The following is an 18,287-nucleotide window of genomic DNA, read 5'->3' as shown; positions in this document are numbered from 1 at the left end:
TCAAATAAAAACCAATGGCTAAGCAACGAGGAACCGCTTTGGAACCTGAAGAAAAGCGGAAGTTGAACAAGCAAAACCTGAGTAAACTGGGCGGGATTTTCCGCTTTTTGATGCCTTATAAATGGGCATTTTTTCTGGGATTGGTGTTTTTACTTTTTTCATCTCTGACGCTCCTGACCTTCCCCTTTGTAGCCGGAAAATTAATCGATACGGCGCAGGGAGGAGATTGGATTGTCAATGATGTCAATACCATTGCTCTCTTATTGATCGGGATTTTAGCAGTTCAGAGCATTTTCTCTTTTTTCAGGGTTTGGCTGTTTGCTTTGGTGTCGGAGCGCTCCATGCGGGATATCCGCCATTCGCTCTACTCCAGACTGGTGAGACTGCCAATGAGGTTTTTTGACCAAAGACGAACCGGTGAGCTGATCAGTAGAATTACGTCTGACGTCAGTCAGCTTCAAGACACCTTTTCTACTACTCTGGCTGAGCTTTTCCGCCAGGTCATCACCTTGGTAGCAGGGGTTGCTTTTTTGTTGATCAATACTCCAAAGTTGACCTTGTTTATGCTCGGTACTTTCCCTGTATTGGTCTTGGTAGCGATGGTCTTTGGGAGATTTATCCGAAGGCTGTCCAAGAAAACTCAGGATGAATTGGCCGGGGCAAATGTCATTGTAGAGGAAACACTCCAATCCATCGCAACGGTGAAATCTTTTGTTGGAGAAGGTTTTGAATCCGATCGATATGGTAAAGGTCTGGGCAGAGTGGTAGAGGTCGCTTTGAAGACTGCGAAATATCGAGGTGCCTTTATCTCATTTATCATATTTGCACTTTTCGGAGGCATTGTCGGAGTGATGTGGTATGGGGCCAGTCTGGTCGCATCAGGTGACATGAGCGTGGGTGAATTGGTGTCTTTTGTGCTTTATACCACCTTTATCGGGGGATCCATTGCGGGATTGGGGGATATTTATTCACAATTACAAAAAGCGATAGGAAGCTCCGAGCGGGTATTGGAGATCTTGGAAGAGCCAGCTGAATCTGAGACTGGCCAGTCTTCTGATAAGTTTTTGGGAAAAATTGAATTTGACCAAGTAAGCTTCAGATATCCAGCAAGGCCTGAGGTCGAGGTATTGAAGTCTATTTCTATGACCATCAACCCAGGGGAAAAAGTAGCCTTAGCCGGGCATTCAGGGGCTGGGAAATCGACAATTATCCAGTTGCTGCTGAGATTTTACGAAGTGGAAAAAGGGGCAATACGGGTAGATGACCGAGATGTCAAAGACTGGTACCTAAAATCCCTCAGAAGCAAAATCGGAATCGTTCCTCAGGAGGTCCTGCTTTTTGGAGGAAGTATCCGTGAAAACATTGCCTATGCCAAGCCTGGTGCGACTGAGGAGGAAATCATTCTGGCCTGCAAAAAGGCCAATGCCTGGCAGTTTATCTCCCAATTTCCTGAGGGTTTGGACACCTTGGTCGGGGAACGCGGCATCAAATTATCCGGTGGGCAGAGGCAGCGGGTAGCAATTGCCCGAGCCATCTTGAAAGATCCGGCAATTTTGATTTTGGACGAAGCCACCTCCTCCTTGGATGCGGAGTCTGAATCTTTGGTTCAGCAGGCATTGGACGAGTTGATGAAAGGGAGAACCACCCTGATCATTGCCCATAGACTGGCCACTATCCGAAAGGTAGATAGGATTTATGTCCTCAGTGAGGGGAAAATTGTGGAGGAAGGTTCCCATCAGGAGTTGGTACAGGAAGAAAGCGGTTTCTATTCCAACCTTGTCAAGTTGCAGTTTGCCGACTAACCCAAGTTATGGGCAGTGATGGATTTGGTCATGCCCAGGGCTTTTTCTTTAAGGATTTTTGATTTTGGGAAAAGCCTTTGCATTTCTATTTCATCCAAAAGCCGAATTTCATCCAAATATTGCTGAGCGGCCTTAGAATCCCATTTTTGAAAGCGGCTGAGTTTGGTTTTGGTCAGTAGATAAAACAAGAGCTTCTTGGGCATATACTGAGCAAAAGGGAGTGCATAGTGTGCTTCTACCGGGAAATATTTATTGGGAGTCTGGATAAAATATTTTTTTCCAACACGCTGGATTTCTTTTGCCATGCGCTGTTGGTTTTCCCAGGTATACAAATGCTCGATCACCGAGTTGGAAAATACCAAATCAAAGCTTTGATCCTCAAATTCCTTCATATGGGTAGCATCCCCAATCCGTGCTTCTATGTTTGGATGCGAGGTTTTTTCCAAATGAAGATTCAGCAAAACAATCCGACAGTCGGGCAAATTGAGGATTTGACTGTCTTTCCAGAAATAATCTGTTCCACCTACGTCTAAAATCCGAAGCGGACTTTCAGGATTAAAATTTTCGAAGAACAACTTCTCAAATTTCTCCAGTCTTTTCTTCCTGAATCTGGCTCCCAAAGAGTCTGGCTGATCTGAAGAAGCAAAAAGGCTGGTCAATGAACTCATACTGATAAGCAAAAGTGAAATGGGGATTACATTTAATTCCAAAAGTAATCATGCTTGATTATTTCTTTCTTAATTTTAAGCCGTAATCTAGAAGGGGTATGAAAATTGTCTAAGATTTCAGCCCTACAGATTGTCGGAATTCCTAAATTTTTATGAAGAGAAGATTTGATGTTTACTTTCCATGGTTATTCACGATATGTGATTTTTTGGCCGCATTGCTTTCATTATGGATCGCCAATAATACCCTCCAAAGCCTTGGGTTTCTGGAAGGCGTGGATTTTCTGGCCTATCTTCCCTTAGGAGGCGCTTGGTTTTTGATTTCTGTGCTCCGAAAGGATTACAAAATCGGAAGGACAGAGGAATATGACACTACCTTGCGTAAGCTTCTGGTTACAGTTTCATGGTTTTTAGCAGTTTTAGCCATTCTTTGGATTCCTTTGGAAGGAAAGGATTACCGATGGGTTCAAATATTGGGTTTTGGCGCGATTCAACTCATTTTGATGGCATCATTCCGGGTGTCGGTGCACATGGTGCTAAAAACCTATCGGATACAGGGAAAGAACTACAGAAATGCGGTGATTGTCGGAAAGGGGGGCACAAGTCCCAAGCTTGCCGATGTGTTCAGGATTCGAAAGGACTTTGGGATCAATTTTCTGGGATACTTTGATGATCAGTCTGACTGTCAGCAAACCAGAGGTGGTGTGGCGACTTTTTTTGAAGAAGCTCCGGGTTTGGATTTGGACTTAATATATATCCATGAGCATTTGGAGCCGGCTTTGGTGAAAAAAGTGATTGACTTTGCGGATGAGCATTACATCAAGGTGAAAATGATTCCTGGAGGTAGCCTTCAGCTGGAAAAGAATCTGTCTTTCTCCAAATACGGAGACTTTTTTGTCATCAATGTCAATGACATTCCTCTGGATCATCCAATTAACAGCTTTGCCAAAAGAGCTTTTGACATGATTTTCGCCAGTTTGGTGATAGTCTTTATCCTGTCCTGGTTAATACCATTGGTGGGGATCCTGATCAAACTGGAATCCAGAGGGCCGATTTTCTTTATTCAAAAAAGAAATGGAGTCAATAACCAGGTATTTAACTGCCTGAAGTTTCGCTCCATGACTCCAAATGATTACGCAGACACCAAGCAGGCTACCAAAAATGATCCTCGGGTGACTCGAATTGGAGCCTTCCTCCGAAACACCTCCCTGGACGAAATGCCGCAGTTTTTGAATGTGTTGATGGGAGATATGTCAGTGGTCGGACCAAGGCCTCATACTGTCCCGATGAACCAAACTTTCAAAACTCAGATCGAGCGCTACAATTCCAGACATAAAATCAGACCGGGAATCACCGGACTGGCGCAGGTGCGAGGATATAGAGGGGAAATCGAAAATCCACATCAAATCCGCTCCCGAGTGAGACTGGATTACTTTTACATCAACAACTGGTCATTTTTCCTGGACATGGAGATTATGGTAAAGACCGTTTATGAGTTGCTCTTAAACAGGGATAATGCCTACTGATTTCTCCGGAAAATCATGTCCTTACTGCGGGAGTACAGATCAGCAGTCTTTTCTGGCTGAGGAAAGAATGCTTGGCAAAGGTGACAAGTTTTCCTATTTGGAATGCCTCTCTTGCGGCTCTTTGCATATCTCAAAAGTCCCGGAAAATCTCGGAGACTATTATCCCAAAAGCTACTATTCCTTTCAAGAACTACAATTCTCCAATCCGCTGTTTAGATGGTTGAAGAGACTTCGCATGAGTATTTTTGGAACATTCGGGATTTTTTCGCCGATTTATGGGTATTGGCTGAAAAAGCTTCGACCCAGTAGGAATGCCAGAATCGCCGATGTGGGCTGTGGTAATGGACAGTTGCTTTATGAACTTTATTGTGGGGGATTTCAAAACCTGGAAGGTTATGATCCCTTTATAGCCAAAGAGGTTCGTATTTCATCAGGCTTAAGCTTGTTTCCGACAGAATTTGAGAAAGCAGTTGGCAATTTCGACTTGATCATGATGCATCATGCCTTTGAGCATATGGAGGACCCTAAAAAGGTTTTGACCACATGCTGGGAGAAATTAAACCCCGGAGGAAAGCTTCTTCTTAGACTTCCCGTAGCTGATTCCCAAGTATGGAAGGAAAAAGGAAATCTCTGGGTACAGCTGGATGCCCCTAGACATTTGACTATTCCATCGGTTAAGGGACTGCAGCACTTGGGCGAGAAAATTGGGTTAAAATTGGATGAACTGGAATTCGATTCCAATGAATTTCAATTTTGGGGGACCGAGCTTTACGAACGTGGGGAAAAGTTGGATTCAGGAAATATAGATAGTGTTTTTTCCAAGCCGGAGTTGAGCGAAATGCAAAAAAAAGCCCTCCGATTCAATCAGGAGGGCATAGGGGATCAAGCTTGTTTTTATTTTTCCAAGCCTCTTAAATCTTAAACAAGGCATCAAAGAATCCCATTGTCTCACCTTTCTTTTTGAAGATCAGCATAGGTAGGATTTTATTGGCTTTGACAAGTTTCTCAGCAGTACTTCCAAGCAATATGGCCGCAGAAGCAGTTCTACCTCTGGAGCCCAACAAAACTAAATCTGCATCTATTTCTTGGGCGTAATTGACAATTTGATTGCCAATATTATCCCCATCACGGAGCAGCATGACACAGTCCAGATTGGAGTTTTCATGTTTGGAGGCAAATTTTTTGAAGTCTTTTTTGGCATTTTCTTTCATGATTTCCGAAAACTCCTCGAAAGACTTACCGGTCTTTGAATATCCGTGAGGCACATCATAGACGTGAAGGGGTATCAGTTCTGCATGTAGGTCTGCCGCAATTCTTTCTCCAAATTCATAAAACATATGATTGTGGGAAGAAAAATCTGTCAGCATGAGAATTTTCTTTGGCAGCTTGACCTCCCTCTTTTCCTGAAGAAGTAATATAGAACAAGGAGCTTTTTTAGCTACCCCATCAGCTAAGGTTCCGCTTCCTTTAAGCGTTTCCTTTCTTCCCATAATGATCAAATCGGAATCCTTAAGCTTGGCCCATCTTAGAAAAGTGTCCAATGGATGACTTCCTTCCTCTACGAAAGCCTCCACTTCTATATCCTCCGGGAAATGGTGTTCTTTCAGTTTCTGAAGAATCATAGCTTCTATGGATTCATCAGAAGGAGCGATTAGGTCTGGGTATTGATCGAGGATTTCCTGAGGGATTTCCAGGTTCCTGGCCACATGCACAAAGTAGCATTTTTCGACCCCTAAAAACTTGACCAAGGCGGCAGTTTTTTTGATCAGGATATCATCCATTTCAGTGAGGTCGAGACCGATCATGGCCTTAGAAAAGTACTTCATAGTATTATTGGTTTTACAGGCTTAAGTTAAAGGATTGAGCGGTGAAATCGAACAGTTTTTTGTTTTTAGGCAGGAGCAAACTTTTTGAATTACTTTTAAGATGATGAAAAAAATGGAAAAATATTTTTTGGCCATCCTGCCTCCAGAGCCCATTATGGGGCAAGCGGAGGCCATCAAGCTAGGAATTAAGGAGAAATTTGGGGTGAAATATGCCCTCAAATCCCCGGCACATATCACGCTGAAAATGCCATTTTCCTACAATGAGGTAAAGGAAAATGTACTGATAGATCAATTGAAGGCTTTTGCCTCCAGCCAGAAGGAGTTTGCCTTGAAAATTGGGGGGATCGCCACTTTTGGCAACCGGGTGATCTTTTTGAATGTGAAAAAAAATGAACTTTTGGTCAAACTACAGGCCGATCTGAAGCAATTTTGTAAGAAAACCCTGCTGCTTAATGATGAATTGAGTGATCGAAACTTCCATCCCCACATGACTTTGGCATTTAAAGATCTAAAACCTTCTGTCTTTGGGGAAGTTCTTGAATATGCCAAAACCCAATCGTTCGAAAGCGAATTTTCAGTAAAAGATTTGGTCTTACTCAAGCGGGTAGACCATCGGTGGATAGCCCATTTCAGAGTTCCATTTTTTAAGTCAGATTAACAAATTGTGAATTTTTCCTCCGTTTGGGGCAAAAAATCCATGATTCATCAAAAAAAAATCGAATTAATAAAATTTTGAAAATTTGAATTAGGGTGTCTTTTAATTCGGAGATGAGAAATAGTGGAATAAAGACCTTCAAAATTTTAATTGGAACAAAGCCCGATTTTCGGGAGGTTTCGATAGAAAATTCTTTGATCGTAATTTTTATGCCCCGGAAAAAAAATTGAATTTTTTTTAGTTGCAGAATAAACCATTGTCCTTTTTCCAACGGGAAAATTTTATGAATCCTTTTTGACCTAAAGACCTTTGTTTATTGCGAGATTTTGGATGGGCAACGTATCGAAAATAGGTTATACTTATTTTTAACATTTTCTCAGAATAAAATTGCCTTTTAGAGCGAGTATAGGCCCTTTTTAACATTTGTTTACCACCTCCAATTTCCCGCATATTCGCCTTCTAATGTTAAATTATTAATTGACTAACCTATGAAGAAAGTTTTATTAGGTTTTGCTTTGAGCTTTCTGACCATCGTGTCAGTACTTGCGCAAACTAAAACGATCACTGGTAGGGTAACCTCGGCCGAAGAGCCGGAGGGTGTACCTGGAGCCAGCGTGGTGGTAAAAGGAACCACTCAGGGTACTATTACCAATTTGGACGGTACTTATTCCATTTCTGTACCTGAGAATGGTGCCGTATTGGTGTTCAGCTTTGTTGGCTACTTGACCAAGGAGATGCCTGTGGGATCTTCCAATGTGATCAATGTGGTCATGAATGCTGATGTGAAAGTTTTGAATGAAGTAGTCGTAACTGGTTACGGTACTCAGGAAAGAAGAGAAATCACAGGTTCTGTGACTTCTATCAGCAGCGAATCCATCGAAAACTTGGTTGCGCCTTCCTTCGAATCTCAATTGGCGGGTAGAGCTCCTGGTGTGCAGGTTACTACGCCAAGCGGTATCTTGGGTTCTAGACCAATCATCCGTATTCGTGGGGTGAACTCTTTGACTTCCAGTGCCAGCCCGCTGATCATCATCGACGGTGTACCGGTAGTGGACGACGACAGATCTGCTGTGAATGCTTCTAACCCATTGGCGAACATCAACCCAGCAGACATTCAGTCTTATGAGGTTTTGAAGGACGGTTCTGCTACTGCGATCTACGGTTCCAGAGCTGCTAACGGGGTGATCTTGATCACTACCAAAAGAGGTGTTTCAGGTAAAGCAAAAGTATCTTACAACACTTCTATGGGCTTCAACGAAGAGGTGAGCCGTTTTGAATTGTTGAATGGTGACGACTTTGTGACTATCGCAAACGAAAAAAGAACTAACGTAAACGCTTCTCCTCTTGCTAACCCAGGTGTAAACACTGATTGGCAGGATATTGTCTTCAGAAGAGGTTTTACTCAGCAACACAACATCTCCATTGCCGGAGGTTCTGAGGCTACCAAGTATTTCTTCTCTTTGGGCTTTACTGATCAGGAGTCTCCAATCGTAGCCAACGACTTGAAGAGATATTCTTTCAGAGCCAATGTGGACCACAGCATCTCTAAAAGAGTAAGAATCGGTAACTCTCTTTCTTATTCCTTGACAGAGATCAACGGTTTGAACAACGGTGCAAACTCACTTTCCGGTGCGATCTACAATGCTACCCGTTCTTTGCCAAACGTTCCGGTTTATGACCCAGCGAACACTGCGTTTGATGGCTTCAACGTAACTGCAAACGGTGCTACTACCGGTTTTGGAACAAACTTGGCCGGTCCGGACAACAACATTCCTAACATCGCCTTTGTATTGCAAAACAACATCTACAGAAGCCGTGCGCACAGATTGTTGGGTGCTGCTTACGGTGAAGTAGATATCATCAATGGATTGACTGCAAGAACTCAAATCGGTATTGACTTGACTTTGGCAGATGACTTTCAGTCTTTGGATCCTAGACACGGTGACGGACGTAGCTCCAATGGCTATGTGTATATGGCTTACAACCCAGCTTTCCGTTGGAACTGGCAGAATACTTTGAACTATCAGACTGTAATCGGTGATGATCATAACATCAACGTGACAGCAGGTTTGGAATACCAATTCACTAACTACTACAACTTTGCTGGTTGGGGAACTGACGTTTCTGACAACTTCTACCGTTTGAGAAACTTGATCTCCGGATCTTACAATAACCAATTCTCTGCTGGTGGTTTCTCTGAGCAAGGCTTTGACTCTTACTTTGGAAGATTCAACTATAGCTTCAGAGGCAAATACTTGGCTTCCTTCACGGTAAGAAATGACGGTATCTCTGATTTGGTTGGCGACAACAAGCGTGGTACCTTCTTCGGTGGATCTGTGGGATGGAGAGTTTCTGATGAAGCATTCTTCAACTCTGAATTGATCTCTGATTTGAAATTCAGAGCTTCTTATGCAGAAGTAGGTAACACGGGTATCGGTTCATTTGCTGCATTTGGTGGCTTCTCCCCAGTATTGGGTGGTGCCGGTGCAGGTATCGGATATGCCCGAGTTGCAAACGGTGGCCTTCAGTGGGAAACTTCCAAGAAATTCAACGTTGGTTTGGATATGACTATCGGAAGAGTAACCATCTCTGCTGACTACTTCACTAACGACGTGGACGGATTGATCCTTGCTGCTCCTACTGCTCCTTCTTTGGGTATCCCAGGTAACAGCATCAACCAGAACGTAGGTAGCATGTTGAACAAAGGTTTGGAATTGAGAACATTTGCCACTGTAATCAACAGAGGTGCATTCTCTTACAGCACTGATTTCAACGTTACTTTCATCCAGAACGAAGTGACCAACTTGGTTCAGCCATTGACAGGTACTTACAACAGAACTGAAGTAGGTGGACCAATTGCACAATTGTATGGCTTCAAGTGGGCAGGTGTTAACCCAGCAAACGGTAACGCGATGTACTACAGCGGTGAAAACATCGTACAGTTGCAAGGTGCTTCATCTTGGAGAGCTTATGATCCTGCAAATCCTTCCAATGTCGCCACTACGGCTACTTCTCCAACCCAATTCTTCTTAGGAAATACCCTTCCTAAGTGGCAAGGTGGATGGAGCAACAACTTCAAGTATGGCAACTTTGACTTCGAGGTATTCACCAGATTCTCCGGAGGTAACTACATCATGAACGAATCTTTGAGAGGTTTGATGGGTCTTGGTTTCTCTAACAACCACGCTTCTATCTTGAACAGATGGACTGAAAGCGGTCAGGTAACTGACGTGCCTAAGCTTTATGCTGGTCGTGATTCCAACACTTGGTTGACTTCTGCAGCAAACAGCAGATTCATTGAGAAAGGTGATTTTGTAAGAATCCAGAATATTATTTTGGGTTACACGGTGCCTACTGCAGCACTTCAGTCTGCATTCAAAGGTTCAATCTCCAATGCCAGATTCTTTGCTCAAGTTCAGAATCCATTCACTTTCACCAGTTACTCAGGTCTTGATCCAGAATCTAACCAGTTCTCTGGTCAGTTGAGCTTCGGTGTGGACTGGAACGTAGCTCCAGTGATCCGTACCTACACTGTGGGTGTAAACGTTGGGTTCTAATTTTAAACTCCTAAACGAAGAATTAAAATGAATAAGTTTTCAATAAAAAATTTCAAACTCATCGCTGCCGGTATGGCTTTGATGGGTGCGATTAGCTCCTGTGATGTCACTGAGCTGACTCCTGCAAACTTGATCCCTGATCAGGAAGCATTTGCTACAGCTGCAAGAGTAAACTCTGCAGTATTGGGTGTATATGAATCTGCTCAGCGTGGTTTCTATTTAGGTTCTGTACAAAGAGGTTACCCTTTTGGTGGCGCTAATGTGCAGCAAGGCGACTTGAGAGGTGAAGATATGTACAACGATCAGTTGTTCTACGAAATCACCTACGCAGGTACTTACAACCCAAATACTGCCAACAACAACGGGATGTGGATTTCCATTTATAGAATGGTAAACCGTGCCAACATTGTGTTGGAAAACCTGGATGTTGCCCTTGCTAATGGGGTGTTGACTCAAGCACAGCGTGACCAATACAGAGGCGAGATGTTGTTCTTGAGAGCTTTGGCTCATCATGAATTATTGCTGCACTTTGCTCGTCCTTATTCTGAGAACCCTTCTGCCCCTGGTGTTCCTTACAGAACTTTTGCCATCAACGATGTGCCTAAAGTTCCTCAGGGAGAAGCTGTCGGCAGAGGTACTGTAGGTGAGGATTACAACCAGTTGCTTTCTGACTTGAATGAAGCGGAGACTTTGTTGCCAACAGGTACTGCCTTGAGAGCGAACAAAGGAGCTGCTATCGCATTGAAGTCCAGAGTGAAACTTCATATGAAGGATTGGGCAGGAGTAATTGCAGAATATGCAAAAATCCAAGGATCTTATGCGGTGACTCCTAGTCCTACGACTCCTTTCAGAACTGCAACCAGCTCTGACAATATCTTCTCATTTGTCCATACAGATGCTTCCAATGCTGGCGTAAACGGTGCTTTGGCTTCTATGTATGGTAACCCAAACAATGGTGCCAGAGGCTTAGTAAAAGTTTCTCCAATCATCTGGAGAGCCTCTTTCTGGCATCAGGAAGATACCAGAAGAGCTTTGACTACTCAGAGTTCTGCAGGTGTTTATACCAACAAATACATCGATCCAGTTACTTACAGAGATCCTACCGTGATCTTGAGATTTGCTGAGGTGGTATTGAATGCTGCTGAAGCTAATGCTCAGCTGGGCAATTTGGATGTGGCTGTAGCTCAATTGAATTCAGTTCGTAGCCGTGCACTTCCTGCTTCTGTCCCTGCTTTCACAGCTGCTGGACTTGGTGGTAAGGAGGGTATCTTGACTGCTATCTATAATGAAAGAAGAATCGAATTCTTGGCTGAAGGTAGAAGATGGGCTGATATCCACAGACTCTCCGGTGCTGGTGTGATGACTGGTGTTCCAGCCAAGGCGACTTCCAGATCAATTACCAGCATTGATTTCTATACTGGCGCAAGAGCGATCCCTACGGATCATGCCATCCCTTATTCTAGCCACCTGTTTATTTGGCCGATTCCTTTAGAGGAAATCCAGACAAACGCTTCTGCTCCTATTGCGCAGAACCCTGGCTATTGATATTCTTGTAAGGTTTAAATGATAAAAGTCCGGCTGTTTTTTGGCCGGACTTTTTTGTTTAGGCTAAGTTGGCAATTACCGTTTTCAATTTTTCTTGTACTTCCTCGGCGAGGGCTCCCAATGAGGCGTTTTTCACGGAGGTCATGCTTGCGATGGGATCCACAGCTACGACTTCGATCTGACCGTCTTTTTGCTCCTTGACCAAAACATTACAAGGAAGAAAAACTCCGATCTTGTCTTCTGCGAGCAAAGCTTGATGGGCAAAATGAGGATTGCAGGCGCCCAGAATGGTATATCGATTGATGTCTTGATCGATTTTCTTTTTAAGGGTAGCCTGTACATCAATTTCGGTCAGGATACCGAAGCCTTCTTTTTTCAGTTCCTCTGTGACCAATTCCTTGGCTTCTTCAAATTTTTTTCTGGGTAATATTTTAGAAAAATAATAGCTCATGGGTCTTCATATATTGGATTCTCTTTAAGATAATGAATTCCAAATTTTTAAAAAGTGACAAAGGGCACCGTACAAGTAGATAAAAAAATCCCCCGAGGAGAACTCGGGGGAAGTATCTATTTGGGACAGGTATATTTTATTTTCCCTGCTTCACTTAGGAGGTTTCCTTCTCCTTTTACATTAAACACTGACAAAATAGTCGCATTTGTGTTCTTCTTGCCTAATTCATCGAGTGCTCCACAATCAGGAAGAAATCCTATTTTGAACGAGATTGGAGTACATTTAGTGATATCTCCATCCCACCTAAGAACATTCACCAAATCTTCGCCGAATCCAGTATAGGTTTTACCATCAAGTGCTTTATAAGCTATAATTTGTGGAACCGTAAGTTGGACTTCCCAACTATTTCCATTTGGGATATCATTGGCCGAAATTACTGTAAACTCATAAATGTGATATCCTTGATTGTCTATCTCGATGAAGCTTTTCACCAATGAAGAATCGCAATCTTCTTGCACTCCATCATCGCATACAGGAATTAGTTCATAGGAAGTTTCAAATTTCAAATATACACCACCGCCTGTTCCACTGCTGTTCTGCCTTCTCACTTCAATAGTAGCGGTTTCCAAATCACAAGCAACCCAATCTTCTCCGAAAGTTCCTAAGGGTACACTATGAATAAAAGGCTCCGGAGCATTGGTGTTTTGGGCATATAAATCCACTCCATTGAAGGTGACTTTTTTGATGTTTTGTTCTGTGCTGGTAATGGTGTAAACAATATGAGTCGGAGTATTGTGAATAGTTACCGTCACTGATCCCTGAGGTCCTGCAGTATAGGCTTTAGTTTCCGCCTTGTAAAACCACGAATTTGGATCCCAAGTTATACAATCGTCCGGCCCTCTTTGGTTACACTCCAAGTATGCCTTTGAGTTTATGCCCGAGGGTGTTTCAAAAGGATCCAATTTGAATCCCGCCCGTTCCGCTGAAGCCTGTTCGTTCATTAGGTCAGCATCTTCAAAAGTAGCCGTCTGGCTACATGCGCCAAGAATCAACCCTGCCAGGGCCAATCCTAAAAATTTGTAAAATGAAGTTTTCATAAACCGTTTGTTTATTTTGAAACCAAATAAATGTAAATCAATGGCTTAAAAATGTATTTTGGACAAGTTTATTTTTAGTAAAATTCACTAAATCAGCAGTTTGTTTGCTTTTTTTGTTAAATTTTTTCAAAAAATTCTAAAAATGGGCTTATGATGTTTTTTCGAGCTGCTATGGAGGCTATTGGGAAATTGCTTTTTTGCCTTTTGGATTACGATTAAACCAAATGGAGATTGGTATAAAGCAAAAAAATCCCCCGAGGGAAGCTCGGGGGAAAAATATTAATTATTCAAAGCCTTACTCTCAATTACATTTAATATTGGATAGAGATCCTTTTTTGGAGAAATCATTTACCTTAAAGTCTGTCCACTTGTTTTGGGCGTTATTCAATGGTTTGCAGCTTAAGCTGACAGTCCAGGTGTAAGTTGCACAAGCGTCTAAATCCATAGTTTTTCTCATTGTTTGGCCATCGTAACTCCATCCTTCTAGTGGGTTGCCATCTAATGCACTTTGAGGGAAAGTGAAGACTAATTCCGCATTATCTAGATCTGCTGAAGGGACATAAGTAAAAGTAACTTCATTACCATCAACTTCATAGCTGAAACTTTCATCACAGCCTACAACGCATTCACCTATTAAGCTATAATTGGTTGAAATTGGTCCAGAGACTACTGCATTATCTCCATCGAGAATTTCTGCCGCAATGGTAACAACCCCGCACGCAGCCCATGAAGCATCAAAAGTAAATGTATTGGACCCACTGACAGGTCCCCCATTAAGTTGGCTGGTGGTATAGGTTTTAGGGGAGGCAAATCCAGCTCCGGATACTGTTATTCTTAGCTTTCTTCCAGCATTGTTACTTGAGGCATAACTCCAATCCAATTGAAATCCTGTGAGCGTGTTGTAAACAGAATATGTAAATACACGGGATTGAGGCCCGCTATTATTTGATATGGTAGAAGTTTGCACAGAATACTCAGGATTAGCTGGATCTATGCAGAAGTTTCCACAGTCTGTTGCTGAGTAAGTCCTTGCGTTCTCGTTACCTAATCCAAAAGGATTCAAATTAAATCCATTTTTCGCAACAGCCTGCTCATTCATCAGATCTGCTTCCTCGAAGGTAGCCATCTGGCTACATGCACTGAGAATCAACCCTGCCAGGGCCATTCCCATTAAGTTTTTGGTAAAATTCTTCATAAGCTTAGTTATATTTTGCACTAAGATAAATGTATTTTATCCAATAATAGATGCAGGTCATCAAAAAAAAATTTTTGCAAAAAATACTAAAAAGTACCCTGTGATATTTAATAGGGCCTTTTTCTGATGTTTTTATGGTTTTCCTTAAAGTAAAACTTTAAAATGATTTGATAAACGGTAAAAATCTGCCTGTTTTTGGAGGCATTCCTAAACATTTTCAGGAATATTCGGGTCTTGAATTAGACTGAGATATCATGACCAAAAAAGCATTAGTAATCGGTTCGGGAATAGCCGGGATTGCTGCTTCTATCCGGCTAGCTTTAAAAGGCTATCAGGTGGAGGTATTTGAAGCCAATGCCTATTTTGGAGGGAAGCTCTCCGAAATTCGGATTCAGGGTTATCGTTTCGATGCTGGTCCTTCTTTGTTTACAATGCCCGAACTCGTGGATGAGCTTTTTCATTTGGCAGGAAAGGATCCCAAAGAGTTTTTTGACTATTCCCGTCTAGAGGTCATCTGCAATTATTTCTGGGAAGATGGAAAAAGGGTACAAGCCTTTGCGGATTTGGACCGGTTTGCGGAAGAAGTCGAGACCAAATTGGGAGAGCCTGCCCAACATATCAGAACGGCTCTCAAGTCCTCCTCCTATATCTATGAGCACCTCGCTCCCCTATTTATGGAAAGGTCTCTTCATCAAATGGCCACTTGGACCAATCCCCAAGCACTAAAATCTTACCTGAAAATGGGGAAGTTGGGAATATTCTCCACCATGAACGCTGCCAATGAGAGGCTTTTTTCTCAAGTCAAACTCGTTCAGATGTTTAACCGATACGCGACCTACAATGGATCGGATCCCTACCAGACTCCTGCGACTTTGAATATTATTCCTCATTTGGAATTCAACAGAGGGGCCTATTTCCCCAAAAAAGGGATGCATGAAATTTCTCACAGCCTTTTCAAGCTGGCAGAATCTCTGGGAGTGGTTTTTCATTTCAATTCTAAAGTCGAAGAAGTGTTGGTGGAAAATGCGCAAGCAGTTGGAATTCGGGTCGGGGACCAACCTATCCTAGCGGACCTGGTTGTCAATAATATGGATATGGTGAATGCTTATAAGACCATCCTCAAAAAACAGAAGCAGCCGAAAACCCTCCTAAACCAGCCCAAATCCAGTTCGGCTTTGATCTTTTATTGGGGAGTAAAAAAAGTATTCCAGGAGCTCGATCTGCACAACATCCTATTTTCAGACAATTATCGCGCGGAGTTTGAGCATATCTTCCAAAAAGGGACCATCTATCATGACCCTACAGTCTATATTAACATCACTTCGGTGGAAAGGCTTGAAGATGCTCCCGAGGCATGCATGAATTGGTTTACCATGATCAATGTGCCCAATAACCAAGGTCAGGATTGGGATCGGATGATTGCAGAGGCCAGGAAAAACATCATTTCCAAAGTCAACCGTATTCTGAATACCGATTTGGAAAAATTGATTGAAGTGGAGGAAATTCTAGAACCCCGAACCATAGAATCCAAGACCTCATCCGCACAGGGGGCTTTGTATGGCAATAGCTCCAATAATAAGTTTGCAGCTTTTCTCCGTCATGCGAATTATTCATCCTCTATCAAGAATCTCTATTTCTGCGGAGGATCAGTTCACCCGGGTGGAGGAATACCGCTTTCCTTGCTTTCTGCGAAAATTATGAGCGAAATGGTGCCGCCTGTGACTGGTTATTGAGACTGAATACTGGCAATTGCTTCCTGAACCAAATCCTGCTCAAATCCTTTGCTCATTAGGAACTGGAGCACTTTGAATTTCTTTTTGTAAGGATCTTTTTCGGTCGTTTTTTCCCATTTCTTTTCGGTTTGGGAGAGCAGGGTATCGTAATATTCCTCAGGGTCGATTTCAGAAATCCCTTTTCGAATATTTTCAGGACTGATATGCCTGAGTTTTAACTCCTGCACGATCCGGTTTTTTCCCCATTTTTTCAGACGGAATTTTCCCCTTGCAAAGGATCTTGCAAAGCGTTCTTCGTGTAGAAACCCGTCTTTAATGAGCTCCTCTACCAGTTTTTCGACTGTTTCGCCTTGGATCCCTTTTTCAAAAAGTTTCCTTCTCACCTCCCAGGCACAGCGCTCCTGATAGGCACAAAAAGTTTCCAGTTTTCCTTTGGCCTCCTGAAGGGTCCAGGACTTTTTTGGGTTTTGATCCGGGTTATTTTTTCCCCAAGTGGACATTTTTGGTAATTTTAAGCCAAAATACCCACTGCTCAAGTTTTTTCAAACCATAAATCAAAAGCTCTCATGAGAAAAAAAATCGTTGCTGGAAACTGGAAAATGAACATGACATTCGACGAAGGCCAAAAGCTGACTTCCGAAATTGTCAACATGTTTAAGGATGAAGCAGTCAAAGATGTGACTCTTGTTCTCAACCCTCCATTTCCGCATATCCATCCCGTAAAAAAATTGATCGGAGATACCCCCGGCATAGGCTTGGGTGCACAAAACTGCTCCGACAAAGAATCAGGAGCTTTTACCGGCGAAGTGTCAGCAAAAATTTTAGCTTCCTTCGGAGTGCAGTACGTGATTTTGGGCCACTCTGAGAGAAGAGAGTATTTCAAAGAATCCAACGAGCTTTTGGCGGTCAAAGTAAAACAGGCACTGGCCAACGGATTGACACCGATATTTTGCTGTGGGGAATCTCTCGAAATCAGAACCGCCGGAACCCATGAGCCTAATGTAAAATTCCAACTTACTCAGAGCTTGTTTGACCTATCTCCTGAGGATTTTTCCAAAGTGGTCATAGCCTATGAGCCCATCTGGGCAATTGGTACAGGAAAGACAGCTTCCGCTGACCAAGCACAGGAGATGCACTTAGCACTTAGACGTCATATCTCCTCCAAGTATGGAAAAGAGATTGCTGAGAATACTTCCATCCTGTACGGAGGAAGTGCAAATCCAGGCAATGCCAAAGAGCTTTTCTCCAAACCGGATGTGGATGGAGGACTGATCGGTGGGGCATCTCTGAAGTCCAGAGACTTCATCGACATTGCGAAGTCATTCTAAGTTCTTAATAGAAATATCTAAATGAATACCTGGGTCTGTGTCCGCACAGACCTCTTCTTTATCCTACCTTACCCATACCATGGACTATTTAGAGTTTAAGATCAAATGTAAAGAGGAGTTTCGGGAAATCCTGATTGCCGAGTTGGCAGAAATCGGTTTTGACTCATTTCTGGAAACGGAAGAGGGTATTGATGCTTACGCTCAGGAAGCGGATTTCGATCGGGAGGAATTCCAGCGGGTGATAGAAGGATATCAGGAAGCTGCGGAGATTTCTCTGACGGAAGGGAAAATGCCTAAAGTCAACTGGAATCAAGAATGGGAAAAAAACTATGATCCCATTTCAGTGGATGACTTGGTCTATGTTAGGGCGTCTTTTCATGAATCCAAACCAGGATTTCGCCATGAAATTGTGATTAATCCCAAAATGTCATTTGGTACTGGCCACCATGCCACAACTTTCCAAATGCTCAAGCATCAAGGGCGATTGGATCATGCCGGGAAAAGAGTTTTGGATGTTGGTTCTGGCACAGGGATTTTGGCCATTATGGCACATCTTCTGGGAGCCAGTGCAGTAGAGGCTTTTGATATCGATGATTGGTGTGTGGAAAATGGTAATGAGAACTTTGACCTGAACGGACTCAGTACCCGAATGGGCTTGGGTACCATCAGAGATGTGAATCCACAAGGACCTTTTGACATTGTCCTTGCCAATATCAATAAGAATGTTCTGCTGGACGAAATGCAGATCTATGCTGAGCTTCTTGAGCCACAGGGCTATTTGCTTTTGAGTGGATTTTACTCGGAAGATATTCAGGATCTCCTGGAGGTAGCAAAGCCTTTGGGTTTAGAGCTGCTAGAATCCTCTACCAAGGATAATTGGGCAGCTTTGATTCTTCAAAAGAAATAA

Annotated in this window: 15 protein-coding genes; 9 read left to right on the top strand and 6 right to left on the bottom strand. The window is 42.9% G+C overall.

All coding sequences use genetic code 11. The annotated features are described in order from the left end of the window. Nucleotides 1-14 precede the first annotated feature (14 nt). A complete protein-coding gene (locus tag G458_RS0103690; protein WP_026950715.1) occupies nt 15-1,802 on the top strand; it encodes an ABC transporter ATP-binding protein in 1,788 nt (595 codons plus the stop codon). Here the strand turns inward: G458_RS0103690 and G458_RS0103685 are convergent. Further along, nucleotides 1,799-2,470 (bottom strand): class I SAM-dependent methyltransferase, encoded by a 672-nt coding sequence (locus tag G458_RS0103685; protein ID WP_026950714.1) that lies wholly within the window; start codon nt 2,468-2,470, stop codon nt 1,799-1,801. The two genes, G458_RS0103690 and G458_RS0103685, sit on opposite strands and share 4 nt — an antisense overlap. A gap of 152 nt (nt 2,471-2,622) precedes the next feature. Between G458_RS0103685 and G458_RS0103680 the strand changes: the two genes are divergently transcribed. Both G458_RS0103680 and G458_RS0103675 read left to right on the top strand, forming a co-directional pair. Then, nucleotides 2,623-3,993 carry an exopolysaccharide biosynthesis polyprenyl glycosylphosphotransferase gene (locus G458_RS0103680; protein WP_026950713.1) on the top strand — a complete coding sequence of 457 codons (1,371 nt, stop codon included), beginning with the start codon at nt 2,623-2,625 and terminating at the stop codon, nt 3,991-3,993. Continuing rightward, nucleotides 3,983-4,915, top strand: a complete 933-nt coding sequence (locus G458_RS0103675; protein ID WP_026950712.1) for a class I SAM-dependent methyltransferase — start codon at nt 3,983-3,985, stop codon at nt 4,913-4,915. The genes G458_RS0103680 and G458_RS0103675 overlap by 11 nt, the downstream gene beginning before the upstream one ends. Here the strand turns inward: G458_RS0103675 and G458_RS0103670 are convergent. Beyond that, the gene (locus tag G458_RS0103670) at nt 4,905-5,819 is read right to left on the bottom strand and encodes a universal stress protein (protein WP_026950711.1); all 915 of its coding nucleotides are present in this window, start codon (nt 5,817-5,819) and stop codon (nt 4,905-4,907) included. The two genes, G458_RS0103675 and G458_RS0103670, sit on opposite strands and share 11 nt — an antisense overlap. Nucleotides 5,820-5,931: 112 nt before the next feature. On the opposite strand from G458_RS0103670, the gene thpR reads away from it, so the two are divergent. The 3 genes from thpR to G458_RS0103650 all read left to right on the top strand — a co-directional run bounded on the left by thpR (nt 5,932) and on the right by G458_RS0103650 (nt 11,576). Next, nucleotides 5,932-6,477, top strand: a complete 546-nt coding sequence (thpR, locus tag G458_RS0103665; protein WP_026950710.1) for an RNA 2',3'-cyclic phosphodiesterase — start codon at nt 5,932-5,934, stop codon at nt 6,475-6,477. 485 nt (nt 6,478-6,962) lie between these two features. After that, nucleotides 6,963-10,031, top strand: a complete 3,069-nt coding sequence (locus G458_RS0103655) for a SusC/RagA family TonB-linked outer membrane protein (protein ID WP_026950708.1) — start codon at nt 6,963-6,965, stop codon at nt 10,029-10,031. A gap of 27 nt (nt 10,032-10,058) precedes the next feature. Beyond that, nucleotides 10,059-11,576, top strand: coding sequence for a RagB/SusD family nutrient uptake outer membrane protein (locus G458_RS0103650; protein ID WP_035467691.1), 1,518 nt, complete (start codon nt 10,059-10,061; stop codon nt 11,574-11,576). Nucleotides 11,577-11,634: 58 nt separating this feature from the next. On the opposite strand, the gene G458_RS0103645 is transcribed toward G458_RS0103650, so the two are convergent. The 3 genes from G458_RS0103645 to G458_RS0103635 all read right to left on the bottom strand — a co-directional run bounded on the left by G458_RS0103645 (nt 11,635) and on the right by G458_RS0103635 (nt 14,289). After that, nucleotides 11,635-12,027 carry a DUF302 domain-containing protein gene (locus G458_RS0103645; protein WP_026950706.1) on the bottom strand — a complete coding sequence of 131 codons (393 nt, stop codon included), beginning with the start codon at nt 12,025-12,027 and terminating at the stop codon, nt 11,635-11,637. Nucleotides 12,028-12,143: 116 nt separating this feature from the next. Further along, entirely contained in the window at nt 12,144-13,124 is a 981-nt protein-coding gene (locus G458_RS0103640) for a hypothetical protein (protein WP_026950705.1), read from the bottom strand. 301 nt (nt 13,125-13,425) lie between these two features. After that, nucleotides 13,426-14,289 (bottom strand): hypothetical protein, encoded by an 864-nt coding sequence (locus G458_RS0103635; RefSeq protein WP_157359687.1) that lies wholly within the window; start codon nt 14,287-14,289, stop codon nt 13,426-13,428. Between the two features lie 284 nt (nt 14,290-14,573). Between G458_RS0103635 and crtD the strand changes: the two genes are divergently transcribed. After that, nucleotides 14,574-16,052, top strand: coding sequence for a 1-hydroxycarotenoid 3,4-desaturase CrtD (crtD, locus tag G458_RS0103625; protein ID WP_026950703.1), 1,479 nt, complete (start codon nt 14,574-14,576; stop codon nt 16,050-16,052). On the opposite strand, the gene G458_RS0103620 is transcribed toward crtD, so the two are convergent. Further along, nucleotides 16,046-16,552, bottom strand: a complete 507-nt coding sequence (locus G458_RS0103620) for a regulatory protein RecX (RefSeq protein WP_026950702.1) — start codon at nt 16,550-16,552, stop codon at nt 16,046-16,048. The two genes, crtD and G458_RS0103620, sit on opposite strands and share 7 nt — an antisense overlap. Nucleotides 16,553-16,618: 66 nt before the next feature. Here G458_RS0103620 and tpiA point away from each other — a divergent pair, with 66 nt between their 5' ends. Both tpiA and prmA read left to right on the top strand, forming a co-directional pair. Continuing rightward, nucleotides 16,619-17,380: a triose-phosphate isomerase gene (gene tpiA, locus G458_RS0103615; RefSeq protein ID WP_026950701.1), complete on the top strand. Its 762-nt coding sequence runs from the start codon at nt 16,619-16,621 to the stop codon at nt 17,378-17,380. Nucleotides 17,381-17,459: 79 nt separating this feature from the next. Beyond that, nucleotides 17,460-18,287: a 50S ribosomal protein L11 methyltransferase gene (gene prmA, locus G458_RS0103610; protein ID WP_026950700.1), complete on the top strand. Its 828-nt coding sequence runs from the start codon at nt 17,460-17,462 to the stop codon at nt 18,285-18,287.

Source organism: Algoriphagus mannitolivorans DSM 15301, assembly GCF_000429425.1.
Classification (GTDB): Bacteria; Bacteroidota; Bacteroidia; order Cytophagales; family Cyclobacteriaceae; genus Algoriphagus; species Algoriphagus mannitolivorans.
The sequence above is the reverse complement of the archived record's forward strand: the minus strand, read 5'-3'. Positions and strand labels throughout refer to the sequence as shown.

Excerpts from the sequence above, each read along its gene's own strand:
- G458_RS0103690 (WP_026950715.1), top strand. The coding sequence starts at position 15 with ATGGCTAAGCAACGAGGAACCGCTTTGGAACCTGAAGAAAAGCGGAAG.
- G458_RS0103685 (WP_026950714.1), bottom strand. The coding sequence starts at position 2,470 with ATGAGTTCATTGACCAGCCTTTTTGCTTCTTCAGATCAGCCAGACTCT.
- G458_RS0103680 (WP_026950713.1), top strand. The coding sequence starts at position 2,623 with ATGAAGAGAAGATTTGATGTTTACTTTCCATGGTTATTCACGATATGT.
- G458_RS0103675 (WP_026950712.1), top strand. The coding sequence starts at position 3,983 with ATGCCTACTGATTTCTCCGGAAAATCATGTCCTTACTGCGGGAGTACA.
- G458_RS0103670 (WP_026950711.1), bottom strand. The coding sequence starts at position 5,819 with ATGAAGTACTTTTCTAAGGCCATGATCGGTCTCGACCTCACTGAAATG.
- thpR (WP_026950710.1), top strand. The coding sequence starts at position 5,932 with ATGGAAAAATATTTTTTGGCCATCCTGCCTCCAGAGCCCATTATGGGG.
- G458_RS0103655 (WP_026950708.1), top strand. The coding sequence starts at position 6,963 with ATGAAGAAAGTTTTATTAGGTTTTGCTTTGAGCTTTCTGACCATCGTG.
- G458_RS0103650 (WP_035467691.1), top strand. The coding sequence starts at position 10,059 with ATGAATAAGTTTTCAATAAAAAATTTCAAACTCATCGCTGCCGGTATG.
- G458_RS0103645 (WP_026950706.1), bottom strand. The coding sequence starts at position 12,027 with ATGAGCTATTATTTTTCTAAAATATTACCCAGAAAAAAATTTGAAGAA.
- G458_RS0103640 (WP_026950705.1), bottom strand. The coding sequence starts at position 13,124 with ATGAAAACTTCATTTTACAAATTTTTAGGATTGGCCCTGGCAGGGTTG.
- G458_RS0103635 (WP_157359687.1), bottom strand. The coding sequence starts at position 14,289 with ATGGCCCTGGCAGGGTTGATTCTCAGTGCATGTAGCCAGATGGCTACC.
- crtD (WP_026950703.1), top strand. The coding sequence starts at position 14,574 with ATGACCAAAAAAGCATTAGTAATCGGTTCGGGAATAGCCGGGATTGCT.
- G458_RS0103620 (WP_026950702.1), bottom strand. The coding sequence starts at position 16,552 with ATGTCCACTTGGGGAAAAAATAACCCGGATCAAAACCCAAAAAAGTCC.
- tpiA (WP_026950701.1), top strand. The coding sequence starts at position 16,619 with ATGAGAAAAAAAATCGTTGCTGGAAACTGGAAAATGAACATGACATTC.
- prmA (WP_026950700.1), top strand. The coding sequence starts at position 17,460 with ATGGACTATTTAGAGTTTAAGATCAAATGTAAAGAGGAGTTTCGGGAA.